Genomic DNA, 12348 nt, shown 5'->3' on the forward strand with positions numbered 1-12348 from the left:
CGCCGGCGCGGCCCCTAGGGGGAAACAGGGGGGTTAGCCCCACTGACCCGGCTGCACCCGCTTCGTACCGTGGAACCATGGACGCACCCGACACCGAGCTCAAGAAGGAGCTCAAGGCCACCCTGCAGGCCCGCAGCGAGCTGGGGGCCGAGTACGAGTCCGCGCTCGTCGAGTCGTTTCTCGAGAAGGTCGAACAGCGCCTCGACGGCACGCTCGACCGCCGGGTCCGGCGCCATTTCGCCGAGCAGCAGATCAGCGTCGCCCGCGGGGCGCGCACCCCGCAGCCGCCCCTGGGGACCTTCGGTGAGCGTTTCGGGTTCGGGATCATCTCCCTGATCCTGGCGATCCCGCTGTCCGCCATCGGTGTCGCGAACGCGGGAATCGAAGGGCTCGTCGTGGCCTGGCTCGGCATCGTCGGCGTCAACGTCGTCCAGGCCGTCCACAGCGGGCGGCTGTTCGCGCGCAGGGAGAACGAGCGGCGGACGACGTCCGACTGGGAGGACTGAGCGCCTCAGGCCTGACGGGTCGGCAGCACGACGACCTGGCGGAGGTTGATGTGGCGTGCGCGGCTGGTCGTGTACGCGATCAGGTCGGCGATCTCGTCGCTGGAGAGCCCGCCGAGCGCGTCGAACATGCCGTCCAGCTGACCGCTGAGTTCCGCGTTGTCGACATGGCCGGCCAGCTCGGAGTCGGTGAGGCCGGGCTCGATGTTCGTGACGCGGACGTCGCGCGGGCCGAGTTCGGTGCGCAGTGAGGCCGACAGGTACGTGAGCGCGGCCTTCGTGGCCCCGTACACGGCGTAGTTGGGGAACGTGACGTGCGCGCCGATCGACGAGATGTTGACCAGGTCGGCGGTGCGGCCCCCGGCGGCGGCCGCCACCAGGCCGGCCGTGAAGGCCCGGATGACGCGCAGGACACCCGTCACGTTCGTGTCGAGCATCCGCTGCCACTCGTCGGCACGGCCCGCGTCCACCGGGTTCGGCAGCATCACACCGGCCGCGTTGACCACCAGGTCCACCGGGCCGAACTCCGTACGCACCCGCTGGGCGGCGGTGTCCACGGACGCCTGGTCGGTGACGTCGGTGACCACGACGAGTGCCTGACCGCCCTCGGCGGTGATCTTTCCGGCGAGCTCCGTCAGCCGGTCCTCCCGGCGGGCCAGCAGCGCCACCCGTACCCCGTGGGCGGCGAGCAGCCGTGCCGTCGCGTGGCCCATGCCGCTGGCGGCTCCGGTGATGACCGCGGTGCGGCCGGCGAGCGTTGCGTAAGACATGTCGGTACTCCTGGGCGCTGTTGCCCGGGGCGTCTCCCCGGGCCGGTCCCCACTCTGTGACGGCGCGCCGCGGCTACCCAGGGGTGCGTCTTTCCTGGGTCCGGCAGTACCAGGACGGGAACCGGCCGGTCTTCTACGCTCGGCTCCATGGACGGCGACCTCGGAGACTTCCTCCGCTCACGACGAGCCCGTATCCGGCCCGAGGACGTGGGGCTGAACTCCTACGGCCGCAGGCGCGTGCCCGGGCTCCGCCGTGAGGAGGTCGCCCAGCTCGCCGGGGTCAGCGTCGACTACTACATCCGGCTGGAACAGGGCCGCGGCCCCAGCGTCTCGGACGCCGTGCTCGACGCGATAGCCAGGGTGCTCCGGCTGGACGGGACGGAGCACGCCTACCTGCGCACGGTGGCCCGCCCCGCACCGCGCAAGGCCGCTCCGACCGCCGCACAGCGGGTACGGCCGGGACTGCGGCTGCTCCTGGACACGCTCGACCCGGCGCCCGCCTTCGTCCTGGGCCGCCGGATGGACGTCCTGGCGTGGAACGCGCTGGGTGACGCGGTCGTCGGCTTCTCCCGGATGGCCGCCGACGAACGGAACATGCCGCGGCAGACGTTCCTCGAACCGGCGGCGCGGGAGCTGTACCCGGACTGGCCGGCCGTGGCGGCGGAGACGGTCGCGCATCTGCGCCTGGACGCGGGACTTCACCCCGACGACAAGCGGCTCGCCGCCCTGGTCGGCGAACTGTCCATGAAGAGCGAGGACTTCCGCCGGCTGTGGGCGGACCACCAGGTGCAGGCGAAGACGTACGGCGTGAAGAGGATCGACCACCCGGTCGTGGGCGGGCTGACGCTTCCGTACGAGACGCTCGGCGTGCCCGGCGACCCGGACCAGTCGCTGGTGGTCTACACCCCGGAGCCCGGTTCGGAGACGGCGGAGCGCATCGCCCTGCTGGCCAGAAAGGTGCAGGGCGGGGACGAGGAGGGTGCGCGCGGTCTCTGCGCATAGATGTGTCGCGGGGACCGCCGCACCCCCGGTTTCCCAGGGGGCGGGACGACGGCGGTCCCCGCGAAGGACGCGATCCGGGTCAGGGCCGGATCTCGCATCCGGGCGACGGTGGAGGTCCGGGAGCCGCTCCGTAGTCCGTGTCGCCGTTTCGGTGCCGGCGGGTTTCCCTGCCGACACCCACTAATCTGCCCGAGCCGTGTTAAGCCGGTGCTGCGGCCACGTGTCGCGCTCGTACCGTTTTCACGAAGGGCGCGTTCCGGACCGCGTCACGCCTTGGTGCCGGGGGCCGGCGCCTCCTTGGCGAGGAACGCCAGCAGGTCCTGCCGGCTGACGACACCCTTCGGTTTGCCCTCCACGAGCACGATCGCCGCGTCGGCCGCGCCGGTGCCGCCGAGCACCGCCATCAGGTCCTCGACCGGTTCGCCGGAGCCGACCTGCGGCAGTGGCGGCGACATGTGCTTCTCCAGCGGGTCGGTGAGCGAGGCCTGCTGGGCGAAGAGCGCGTTCAGCAGTTCCCGCTCGACGACCGACCCGATGACCTCGGCGGCCATCACGTCCGGGTGTCCGGCACCGGGCTTCACGATCGGCATCTGCGAGACGCCGTACTCGCGCAGCACGTCGATCGCCTCGCCGACGGTCTCCTCCGGGTGCATGTGGACGAGCGTCGGGATCGGGCCCGCCTTGTAGTCGAGGACGTCGGCGACACGGGCGGACGGGCCGGTGTCCTCCAGGAAGCCGTAGTCGGCCATCCACTCGTCGTTGAAGATCTTGCTGAGGTAGCCGCGGCCGCTGTCCGGCAGCAGGACGACGACCACGTCGTCGGGTCCGAGCCGCTTCGCGACCTCCAGGGCGCCCACGACCGCCATGCCGCAGGAACCGCCGACCAGCAGCCCCTCCTCCTTGGCGAGGCGGCGGGTCATCTGGAAGGAGTCCTTGTCGGACACGGCGACGATCTCGTCGGTGACCGTCCGGTCGTACGCCGACGGCCAGAAGTCCTCGCCGACGCCCTCGACCAGATACGGCCGGCCGGAGCCGCCGGAGTAGACCGAGCCCTCCGGGTCCGCGCCGATGACCTTGACGGCGCCGCCGCTGGCTTCCTTCAGGTAGCGGCCGGTGCCGCTGATCGTGCCGCCGGTGCCGACCCCCGCCACGAAGTGCGTGATCTTCCCGTCCGTCTGCTCCCACAGTTCGGGACCGGTGGTCTCGTAGTGGGAGCGCGGGTTGTTCGGGTTGGAGTACTGGTCGGGCTTCCAGGCTCCCGGCGTCTCACGGACCAGCCGGTCCGAGACGTTGTAGTACGAGTCCGGGTGCTCCGGGTCGACCGCCGTCGGGCAGACGACGACCTCGGCACCGTAGGCGCGCAGCACGTTGATCTTGTCCGTGGACACCTTGTCCGGGCAGACGAAGACGCACTTGTAGCCCTTCTGCTGCGCGACGATCGCCAGGCCCACGCCCGTGTTGCCGCTGGTCGGCTCGACGATCGTGCCGCCGGGCTGCAGCTCGCCGCTCTGTTCGGCGGCCTCGATCATGCGCAGGGCGATCCGGTCCTTGACCGAACCGCCGGGGTTGAAGTACTCGACCTTGGCCAGGACCGTCGCCTGGATGCCGGCCGTCACACTGCGCAGCCTCACCAGCGGGGTATTGCCTACGAGACTGATCATCGAATCGTGGAATTGCACCGTGTACTCCGGGGTCTCCGAGATGGTGCCGCAAGAGTATGCGTACGGGCACGAGATTGGGCGAAGCGATTGAACGACGGCCACTTGGGGGCAGTTAGCTCTGTGTACGGCGGTAGGGCAGTACGGCAAGGAGGAGGTGGACCGGACTGTGTCGAGGGCAAGGGTGGCACGGCGGATCGCGGCGGGCGCGGCGTACGGCGGTGGCAGCATCGGGCTGCTGGGCGCCGCAGCGGTGGGCGTCCTGCTGGCGGAGGTCCAGCTGGCGAAGCGGCAGGTGGGAGGCGGCACCGCTCCGGTGCCGCCGAGCGCGGACGGGCGGTACGGGGTGGCGTTCGCGGGCCCTGCGGACCCGCTGCGGTTCGGGCTGCTCGGGGACTCCACGGCGGCCGGGCAGGGGGTGCGCAGGGCCGGGCAGACTCCGGGGGCGCTGCTCGCCTCGGGGCTCGCGGCGGTGTCGGAGCGGCCGGTGGATCTGCGCAACGTCGCGCAGCCGGGGGCCAGGTCGGACGATCTGGAGCGGCAGGTCTCGCTGCTGCTCGCGGACCCGGCCCGAGTGCCGGACGTCTGCGTGATCATGATCGGCGCCAATGACGTGACGCACCGGATGCCCGCCACCCAGTCGGTGCGCTGTCTGACAACGGCGGTGCGCAGGCTGCGTACGGCGGGGGCCGAGGTCGTCGTGGGCACCTGCCCGGACCTGGGCACGATCGAGCCGGTCTACCAGCCGCTGCGGTGGATGGCCCGCCGGGTGAGCCGGCAGCTGGCGGCGGCGCAGACGATCGGTTCGGTGGAGCAGGGCGGACGCACGGTGTCGCTGGGCGATCTGCTGGGCCCGGAGTTCGAGGCGAACCCGCGGGAGCTGTTCGGCCCGGACAACTACCACCCGTCGGCGGAGGGGTACGCGACGGCGGCGATGGCGCTCCTGCCGACGCTCTGCGCGGTGCTCGGCCTGTGGCCGGAGACCGACCGGCTGGACGGGGCGCGGCGCGAGGACATGCTGCCGGTGGCCAAGGCGGCCTCCCAAGCGGCCAAGGAGGCCGGTACGGAGGTCACCGGGGCCCGGGCGCCCTGGGCGCTCCTCAAGCACCGCAGGCGGCGGCGTCTGCCCGCGGCGACGGAGCCGCACCCACACCCGCACCCGGAGATGCACGGGGAGGCGGGCGGCTCGACGCGGGTGGAACGACGCCCGGGCACCGGCACCGACACCTCGCCGCGGCATGCCTGAGGGGGCGCCCCGAGGGGGCCCGCAGTGCATGCCGTGCAGGGACCGGCAGGGCGTGCCCTGCGGGGGCCCCGCGCCCTTCCCGTCCGACTCCCACTCGACGAACTGAGCGGTTGCTTAGAAAAGAGGCCCGCATCACACGCCCTGTCGGGTGACCTCAGCAGTACGTCCGGGTAACTTCCAGAGCAGTCCTGCCAGACAGCCTTCCAGCCCTCATGGAGCCGCGTGATGCCCGAAGCCGTGATCGTCTCTGCTGCCCGTTCGCCCATCGGCCGGGCCTTCAAGGGTTCGCTGAAGGACCTGCGCGCGGACGACCTGACCGCCACGATCATCCAGACCGCCCTCGCCAAGGTCCCCGAGCTGGACCCGCGGGACATCGACGACCTGATGCTCGGCTGCGGCCTCCCCGGCGGCGAGCAGGGCAACAACCTGGGCCGCATCATCGCCGTGCAGATGGGGATGGACCACCTTCCCGGCTGTACGGTCACGCGCTACTGCTCGTCCTCCCTGCAGACCAGCCGCATGGCGCTGCACGCCATCAAGGCCGGCGAGGGCGACGTCTTCATCTCCGCCGGTGTGGAGATGGTGTCCCGCTTCGCGAAGGGCAACTCCGACAGCCTGCCGGACACCCGCAACCCGCTCTTCGCCGACGCCGAGGCCCGCACCGCGGCCCGCGCCGAGGAGTCCGGTGCGAGCTGGCACGACCCGCGCGAGGACGGCCTGGTCCCGGACGCGTACATCGCGATGGGGCAGACGGCGGAGAACCTGGCGCGGATCAAGGGCGTCACCCGTCAGGACATGGACGAGTTCGGCGTCCGCTCGCAGAACCTCGCCGAGGAAGCCCTGAAGAACGGCTTCTGGGAGCGCGAGATCACCCCGGTCACGACCCCGGACGGCACGGTGGTCTCCAAGGACGACGGTCCGCGTGCGGGCGTCTCCCTGGAGGGCGTGCAGGGCCTGAAGCCGGTCTTCCGCCCCGACGGCCTGGTGACCGCGGCCAACTGCTGCCCGCTCAACGACGGTGCCGCGGCGCTCGTGATCATGTCCGACACCAAGGCGCGCGAGCTCGGCCTGACCCCGCTGGCACGGATCGTCTCCACCGGCGTCTCCGGCCTCTCCCCCGAGATCATGGGCTACGGACCGGTCGAGGCGAGCAAGCAGGCGCTGAAGCGGGCCGGGCTGACGATCGACGACATCGACCTGGCCGAGATCAACGAGGCGTTCGCCGCCCAGGTGATCCCGTCCTACCGCGACCTGGGCCTGCCGCTGGACAAGGTCAACGTCAACGGCGGCGCCATCGCCGTCGGCCACCCCTTCGGCATGACCGGCGCCCGGATCACCGGCACGCTGATCAACAGCCTGCAGTTCCACGACAAGCAGTTCGGCCTGGAGACCATGTGCGTGGGCGGCGGCCAGGGCATGGCGATGGTCATCGAGCGGCTGAGCTGATCCGATCCCGGCCGGGCCGACCCGGCCGCGCCGGACCGAGCCGGGCCGGGCCGGAGTGCACCGCGGGGGCGCCCCCGCAACCGCTCACGTTTTCGTGACGCTCCGGATCCGCCGGATCACCGGCCATCGGCGCCCGCCGGGCCCACACCGCCTTCCGGGCCCTCCGGCCGGACGAAGTGGCCGGTTCCGAGCCCCGACCGTGACCGAATCTCCCCCAGGATGTGACCTATCTCCTGGGGGAGAGTCATTCCCGCAGGTCACACCCACATCAGGGCTAAACCCCGGGCACAAAGACCTGTCCAATTCGTGACGTAATGCACTGACACAGGGTGCCGGTACAGGACAAGCTGATGTAGGAAGTCGGGGGATCGATTGAAACCGGGAGTATGTCAGTGAGCGCCATGCCTCTTGCCCTGTTGCTGACCACCGCCGCTGCCACGGCCGTGGGTGCTGCCGCTCTGCACGCCGCTCACGGGCTGCGTCAGCAGGTGGCCGCCCTGCGGAGGGAGCTGGCCGACGGCCGCGCCCACAGTGCGGCCGTACCCGCTCAGAGCCGTAACGAAGCCACCCCTGCCGCCGAAATACGCGCGGCGGTCGCCGAGGCGCTGGCCGAGGAGCGGGAGCGCGAGCTCGCCGAGGCCCGGGCCTTCTGGGCCACGCAGGAGGCGCGCGACGCCGCCGATGCCCCGTCCCTGCTGGGCGGGCTGGCCGGGCTGGGCGAGGACGCCCCGTTCTTCATGCCGCGCCAGAGCGACTTCGCCGGGCTGGAGTCGATGGACCTCGACGCCACCGAGGCGTTCGAGGAACTGACGGAGCTGGCCGAGCTCACGGAACTGGCCGACATGGCCGAGCTCCCGGAGACCGCCGAGTTCGCCGAGGACTCCCCCGAGCTGGCCGCGGCACGCCGCCGCCACCCCTCGCACCCCGACTTCGTGCCGGTGCAGACGCCCGTCGTCACCGACCACGAGCGCACGGTGAACCGCCTGGAGGAGCTGGCCGACAGCCGGACCGAGCTCTCCGACGTGCGCCCCGGCCCGCTGGGCACGCTCGACGTGTACGTCTTCGCCGACGGCACCACGCTGTGTATGACCCCTGGCCACCGCGAGACGGCCGAGCAGCTGGCCGCGTCGCTGCGGGCCGGTGAGCACCCCGTGCTCCTGGGCGGCTCCGGCGTCTCCGGCGCGTACGCGCTGACGTTCTCGTGCGGCAAGGACAACGTCTACATACTGGCCGACCGCGTCATAGCGAGCTTCTAGCCCGCGGACCGGTCTCCGGCCCCACCCCCGGGCAGAGCGGCCCTCGCCGGCCGCTCCCCCAAAACAGCGCCCCTGCGGGGAAAGCCCGCGAACGTCCCGCGCGCACCGCTCAAGCGAACGCCCGCGCCGCCGCTCCCTCGACGAACTGCACGGCCTCGTCCAGCTCCACGGACGGGGCCATTTCCAATGCCACGGCCAGATCCCGCCCCGCGACGGCGAGTTGGTCGCCGATGGCGAAGATCCCGGCATCCGGCATGATCCGCGGCTCCCGGCCCGGCGCCTCGACGCGCTGGGCCCGCACCGCCAGCTCCCTGGCCGCGACCAGCCCCTCTGCCGCCGCCCCCCGCTGCAGCCTGCTCTGCGGGGCGGCGCGCAGCCGGTCGGCGAATCGGTCCACGGCGGCGATCAGGGGCGTCGTATCAAGCACCCCGCGACCCTACGCGCCCCTGCCCGGACAACGGAAACGGCCCGCAGGCTCCGTGGAGGAGCCTGCGGGCCGTCCGCGATCGGCGGGCGTGGTGACTAGTCGTCGCCGCTGAGGATGGAGAGCAGGCGCAGCATCTCCAGGTAGATCCACACCAGGGTCATGGTGAGGCCGAAGGCCGCCAGCCAGGACTCCTCGCGCGGAGCGCCGTAGGCGATGCCGTCCTCGACCTGCTTGAAGTCCAGGGCCAGGAAGCACGCGCCGAGGATGATGCCGATGACACCGAAGAGGATGCCGAGGCCGCCGCTGCGGAAGCCCAGGCCGTCACCGCCACCGAACGCGGCGAACAGCAGGTTGACCACCATCAGGAGCATGAAGCCCATGGCGGCGGCCATCACGAAGCCGTAGAACCGGCGGGTGACGCGGATCCAGCGCATCTTGTACGCGAGCAGCACACCGGCGAAGACACACATGGTGCCCATCACGGCCTGCATCACGACGCCCGGCCCGATGTACGTGCTCACCGCGCTGGAGATGACCCCGAGGAACACGCCCTCGAAGGCCGCGTACGAGATGATCAGCGCGGGGACGGGCTTGCGCTTGAAGGACTGGACGAGCGACAGCACGAAGGCGATGATCGCGGCGCCGATGGCGATGCCGTACGACTTGCCCAGGTTGGCCTCGTCGACCGGCAGCAGGGCCCAGGCGAGCACGGCACCGAGCACGACCGTGCCCAGTGTCAGCGCCGTACGGGTGACGACATCGTCGATCGTCATCGCACCGGAGCGCGCCGGCGCCTGCGGGGCGCCGTACTGGGTGTCCTGCTGGGCGTAGGGGTTGGTGGCGTACGGGTTCGGGGCGGTGCCCTGCGCGTACGGGTTGGCACCCGCTACGGGGGCCCCGGCCTGCGGTGACGCGTTGAAGCCCGCGTGACCGTTGTCGCGGCTGAAGCCCCGTCGCGAGAAGACCGGGTTGCTGCTCCTCATCTCACTCCTCCATGGCCACCCAGCGTGGCCTTGGAACAAGAGTAATGGGTAGGCAAAACAAACTCCCTAGTGCCAGGGGAGGATCTTTCCGCGATCGGCGCACGGGCCGCGGTCACCCCGCCTCCCGCGCCGCACGCTCCACCCGGTCGCGATGACCCGCCCACCACGCGGAGTCGCCGGGGGCCGTGTTGCGGCCCTTCTCCCGCTGGCCCGTGGCCCCGTCGACCAGCTCCCGCACGACGTCGGCGTGCCCCGCGTGGCGCTGGGTCTCGGCGACCATGTGGACGAGGACCCGGTGGAGGGTCAGCTCCTTGCCCTCGCCCCCGGGGAGCAGACCCGTCGCGTCGAGGTCCAGCGCTTCGATCGTCGCGTCGGAGTGGGCCCACACCCGGCGGTAGCGCGCGACGATCTCGTCGCGGGTCTCGTCGGCCCTCGCCCAAAGGTCCGCGTTCGGCTCGGCGTCACCTGCGATCCAGAGCTCCGGCGCGTCGGCCGGGCGTCCGAAGACGTCGCCGAAGTAGAAGCCCTCGGCTCCGGTGACGTGCTTGACCAGGCCCAGCAGATTGGTGCCGGTGGAGGTCATGGGCCGCCTGATGTCGTACTCCGACAGTCCTTCCAGCTTCCACAGGAACGTGTCGCGGGCGTCCCGCAGATACAGGTGCAGGTCCTTCTTGTAGCCGGTCACCCGATCCGCCTCCTGGCCTGTGCTGGTCATGACGCCACTCTGCCGGGCGCCCGGGCCGTGCCCAACGGCTTTTCTCCCTTGCCCCCGGCACACGGGGAGAAGCAATCGGCGCAAGCGCTTGATCTGGAGCGCGCTCCAGATCCGAGGATGGGCGGCATGGATACCAAAGACCCCCTGATCGTCCTCGGAACCATGGACTTCGGCACCCGCGTCCCCCAGGACAGGGCCTTCTCGATCCTCGACGCCTTCGTAGCCGGTGGCGGCGGCTGGCTCGACACCGCGAACTGCTACTCCTTCTGGACCGACCCCGCCGGTGTCGGCGGCGCCAGTGAACGCGTCATCGGCGCGTGGCTGAAGGCACGCCCGGGCGCGCGCGACACCGTGCGGATCGCGACGAAGGTCCGCCACAACCCGCTCGTCCCGCACGCTCCGGAAAGCGCCGAGGGGCTCTCGGCGCGCGCCGTTCACGCCGGTGTGGAGGAGAGCCTGGCGCGCCTCGGAGTCGACCACGTCGATCTGCTCTGGGCCCACGCCGAGGACCGCACCGTGCCGCTGGAGGAAACGGTCGGAGCCTTCGGCGAACTGGTCGCGAAGGGAGTGGCCCTGCGGATCGGGGCGGCGAACCATGCCGCCTGGCGCGTCGAGCGCGCCCGGTCGCTGGCCCGGGAGCAGCGCGTGGAACCGTGGACGTGCCTGCAGCTGCGCCACTCGCTCGTCCAGCCGCGCCCGCTCACCCCCGTCGCGGAGGGCGGCCACCGCCTGCTCACCGCCGAGGATCTCGACCTCGCGCGGTCGGAGGGGCTCGCTGTGTGGTCGTACAGCTCTTTGATGTGGGGTTCCTACGTACGCGCGGACAAGCCGCTTCCGTCAACCTATGATCACCCCGGAACCACTCGGGTGCTCGCGGTCCTGGACGACGTCGCCGACGAGCTCGCGGCCACGCGGAACCAGGTCGTCCTCGCATGGCTGATGCGGCAGGGCATCGACCCCATCGTCGGGGCAAGCCGGGTGGAGCAGATCGAGGAGGCACTCACCGCACGCCGTGTGCGGCTCGGTGCCGAGCACCTGGCACGTCTCGCCGGAGCACGGTAGCGGCGGTGGCAGAAGGAGCCCCCATGACGACTCTCGCCCCGGCGGCCGCCGCCGACCGCACCGGTGTCTCCATCGACACCCTCCGCTACTACGAGCGCGAAGGGCTCATCGGCCCGATCCGGCGCTCAGGAGGCGGACGCAGGGAGTACACCGAGGACGACGTCTTCTGGATCGGTCTCGTCACGTGCTTCCGCGAGGCCGGTCTCGGCATCGCGGACCTGCGGGAGTTCGTCGCCCTCCTGCGCGCCGAACACCCCCCGCAGGAGCGAGTCGCCTTCCTGCGCGAGCGCCGTACCGCACTGGAGCAGCGAGTGGCAGCGCTGCACCGGGCCATGGGGGTCCTCGACGACAAGATCGCCTACTACAGCTGAGTCCGACCGGGAGCCGCTAATCCTGCGACCCGGCCGCCGACGCCTCGGCCAGACGCTCGAACGTCTCGTTGAGCACCGCTCTGCGTTCGTCCTTGTACTCCGGCTTCGGTTCCAGGCCGTCGATCGTCGCCTCCCACACCGCCAGGAACGTCTTCTGCCAGGCCCGGATCACCTCGGGCGCCGGGAGCGTCACGCCCACCCAGCCCTGCCGGTCCAGGACGAGCAGCAGTTCCAGGTTGCACGGGACGGTCACGCCCCAGTACTCGTCCGGTTCGAGCTCCACCGGGTCACCGGCCATCGCCTCGGTCACCTCGGCCACCAGCCGGCCGACCAGGTCCCCGAGGTGGTCCGCCGCCGTGTCGCTGTCGAAGTTGCCCGCACCCCATGTGCCCACTGTTCCGCCTCCGCGCTGTGCTGTCGCCGTCGCTTCCGTACGCATCACAGCAGAGGGCACTGACAACCGGAGGACAGCCGGTGGGCCGGACGTCAGTCGAACAGGTTCTGCGGGAAGTCCGTGAGGAACATCAGCAGCACGAGCCCCATCAGCAGCAGCGAGACGGCTCCCTCGGCCAGCGCGGCGCGCGGGCTGCCGGCCAGGGTGGCCGTCCGGTGCGGGTCGGCGGGGTCGTAGCGGACCGTGACCCGCGCCCCCTCGTGGAAGCGCTTGTTGCCGGTGTTCCGGAACTCGACCCATTCCCCGTTCTGCGCGGTGAACGCGAACACGTGCCAGGACCGCCGGTCGCCCGACGAGCCCGTCGCCGTCTCCCGCTCGTCCACCCGGACACAGCGCGCCGGGGCGGACACGCCGGAGCGTGCGCCGCGCAGTTGCTGGAGGGTCCGGCCCAGGGATCTGAGCGCCACCAGCGCGACCACACCGATGAGTACGAGCGACGTGTCCATCCGAGTCCT

Annotated in this window: 14 protein-coding genes; 7 read left to right on the forward strand and 7 right to left on the reverse strand. The window is 71.3% G+C overall.

What is annotated here, in order from left to right:
• Positions 1 to 77 precede the first annotated feature (77 nt).
• A complete protein-coding gene (locus OG446_RS14130; RefSeq protein WP_328894366.1) occupies positions 78 to 506 on the forward strand; it encodes a hypothetical protein in 429 nt (142 codons plus the stop codon).
• A gap of 5 nt (positions 507 to 511) precedes the next feature.
• Here OG446_RS14130 and OG446_RS14135 read toward each other — a convergent pair whose 3' ends face one another.
• Entirely contained in the window at positions 512 to 1273 is a 762-nt protein-coding gene (locus OG446_RS14135) for an SDR family oxidoreductase (RefSeq protein ID WP_328894367.1), read from the reverse strand.
• 147 nt (positions 1274 to 1420) lie between these two features.
• Between OG446_RS14135 and OG446_RS14140 the strand changes: the two genes are divergently transcribed.
• Positions 1421 to 2275 (forward strand): helix-turn-helix transcriptional regulator, encoded by an 855-nt coding sequence (locus OG446_RS14140; RefSeq protein ID WP_328894368.1) that lies wholly within the window; start codon positions 1421 to 1423, stop codon positions 2273 to 2275.
• Positions 2276 to 2541: 266 nt separating this feature from the next.
• On the opposite strand, the gene OG446_RS14145 is transcribed toward OG446_RS14140, so the two are convergent.
• Positions 2542 to 3954 (reverse strand): cystathionine beta-synthase, encoded by a 1413-nt coding sequence (locus OG446_RS14145; RefSeq protein WP_328894369.1) that lies wholly within the window; start codon positions 3952 to 3954, stop codon positions 2542 to 2544.
• 163 nt (positions 3955 to 4117) lie between these two features.
• Between OG446_RS14145 and OG446_RS14150 the strand changes: the two genes are divergently transcribed.
• The 3 genes from OG446_RS14150 (at position 4118) to OG446_RS14160 (ending at position 7881) form a co-directional block, all read left to right on the forward strand.
• A complete protein-coding gene (locus tag OG446_RS14150; RefSeq protein WP_328898298.1) occupies positions 4118 to 5179 on the forward strand; it encodes an SGNH/GDSL hydrolase family protein in 1062 nt (353 codons plus the stop codon).
• Between the two features lie 225 nt (positions 5180 to 5404).
• On the forward strand, positions 5405 to 6625 hold the full coding sequence (locus OG446_RS14155) for an acetyl-CoA C-acetyltransferase (RefSeq protein WP_328894370.1): 1221 nt from the start codon (positions 5405 to 5407) through the stop codon (positions 6623 to 6625).
• 386 nt (positions 6626 to 7011) lie between these two features.
• Complete coding sequence (locus OG446_RS14160) at positions 7012 to 7881, forward strand: hypothetical protein (protein ID WP_328894371.1); 870 nt, start codon at positions 7012 to 7014, stop codon at positions 7879 to 7881.
• A gap of 109 nt (positions 7882 to 7990) precedes the next feature.
• Here OG446_RS14160 and OG446_RS14165 read toward each other — a convergent pair whose 3' ends face one another.
• The 3 genes from OG446_RS14165 to OG446_RS14175 all read right to left on the reverse strand — a co-directional run bounded on the left by OG446_RS14165 (position 7991) and on the right by OG446_RS14175 (position 10006).
• Positions 7991 to 8308, reverse strand: a complete 318-nt coding sequence (locus OG446_RS14165) for a hypothetical protein (RefSeq protein WP_328894372.1) — start codon at positions 8306 to 8308, stop codon at positions 7991 to 7993.
• Between the two features lie 95 nt (positions 8309 to 8403).
• Positions 8404 to 9291 carry a Bax inhibitor-1/YccA family protein gene (locus tag OG446_RS14170; RefSeq protein WP_306070327.1) on the reverse strand — a complete coding sequence of 296 codons (888 nt, stop codon included), beginning with the start codon at positions 9289 to 9291 and terminating at the stop codon, positions 8404 to 8406.
• 112 nt (positions 9292 to 9403) lie between these two features.
• The gene (locus OG446_RS14175) at positions 9404 to 10006 is read right to left on the reverse strand and encodes a DinB family protein (RefSeq protein ID WP_328894373.1); all 603 of its coding nucleotides are present in this window, start codon (positions 10004 to 10006) and stop codon (positions 9404 to 9406) included.
• 126 nt (positions 10007 to 10132) lie between these two features.
• Between OG446_RS14175 and OG446_RS14180 the strand changes: the two genes are divergently transcribed.
• Complete coding sequence (locus tag OG446_RS14180; protein WP_328894374.1) at positions 10133 to 11068, forward strand: aldo/keto reductase; 936 nt, start codon at positions 10133 to 10135, stop codon at positions 11066 to 11068.
• 23 nt (positions 11069 to 11091) lie between these two features.
• A complete protein-coding gene (locus OG446_RS14185; protein WP_328894375.1) occupies positions 11092 to 11439 on the forward strand; it encodes a MerR family transcriptional regulator in 348 nt (115 codons plus the stop codon).
• A 16-nt stretch (positions 11440 to 11455) separates the two neighbouring features.
• On the opposite strand, the gene OG446_RS14190 is transcribed toward OG446_RS14185, so the two are convergent.
• Together OG446_RS14190 and OG446_RS14195 are read right to left on the reverse strand one after the other, a co-directional pair.
• Positions 11456 to 11833, reverse strand: coding sequence for a DUF4259 domain-containing protein (locus OG446_RS14190; protein ID WP_328894376.1), 378 nt, complete (start codon positions 11831 to 11833; stop codon positions 11456 to 11458).
• A gap of 92 nt (positions 11834 to 11925) precedes the next feature.
• The gene (locus OG446_RS14195; RefSeq protein WP_328894377.1) at positions 11926 to 12339 is read right to left on the reverse strand and encodes a DUF3592 domain-containing protein; all 414 of its coding nucleotides are present in this window, start codon (positions 12337 to 12339) and stop codon (positions 11926 to 11928) included.
• Between the last annotated feature and the right edge of the window lie 9 nt (positions 12340 to 12348).

Source organism: Streptomyces sp. NBC_00236, from assembly GCF_036195045.1.
In the GTDB taxonomy this organism is placed as follows: domain Bacteria; phylum Actinomycetota; class Actinomycetes; order Streptomycetales; family Streptomycetaceae; genus Streptomyces.

Excerpts from the sequence above, each read along its gene's own strand:
- OG446_RS14140 (WP_328894368.1), top strand. The coding sequence starts at position 1,421 with ATGGACGGCGACCTCGGAGACTTCCTCCGCTCACGACGAGCCCGTATC.
- OG446_RS14185 (WP_328894375.1), top strand. The coding sequence starts at position 11,092 with ATGACGACTCTCGCCCCGGCGGCCGCCGCCGACCGCACCGGTGTCTCC.
- OG446_RS14155 (WP_328894370.1), top strand. The coding sequence starts at position 5,405 with ATGCCCGAAGCCGTGATCGTCTCTGCTGCCCGTTCGCCCATCGGCCGG.
- OG446_RS14195 (WP_328894377.1), bottom strand. The coding sequence starts at position 12,339 with ATGGACACGTCGCTCGTACTCATCGGTGTGGTCGCGCTGGTGGCGCTC.
- OG446_RS14160 (WP_328894371.1), top strand. The coding sequence starts at position 7,012 with ATGTCAGTGAGCGCCATGCCTCTTGCCCTGTTGCTGACCACCGCCGCT.
- OG446_RS14175 (WP_328894373.1), bottom strand. The coding sequence starts at position 10,006 with ATGACCAGCACAGGCCAGGAGGCGGATCGGGTGACCGGCTACAAGAAG.
- OG446_RS14180 (WP_328894374.1), top strand. The coding sequence starts at position 10,133 with ATGGATACCAAAGACCCCCTGATCGTCCTCGGAACCATGGACTTCGGC.
- OG446_RS14130 (WP_328894366.1), top strand. The coding sequence starts at position 78 with ATGGACGCACCCGACACCGAGCTCAAGAAGGAGCTCAAGGCCACCCTG.
- OG446_RS14170 (WP_306070327.1), bottom strand. The coding sequence starts at position 9,291 with ATGAGGAGCAGCAACCCGGTCTTCTCGCGACGGGGCTTCAGCCGCGAC.
- OG446_RS14135 (WP_328894367.1), bottom strand. The coding sequence starts at position 1,273 with ATGTCTTACGCAACGCTCGCCGGCCGCACCGCGGTCATCACCGGAGCC.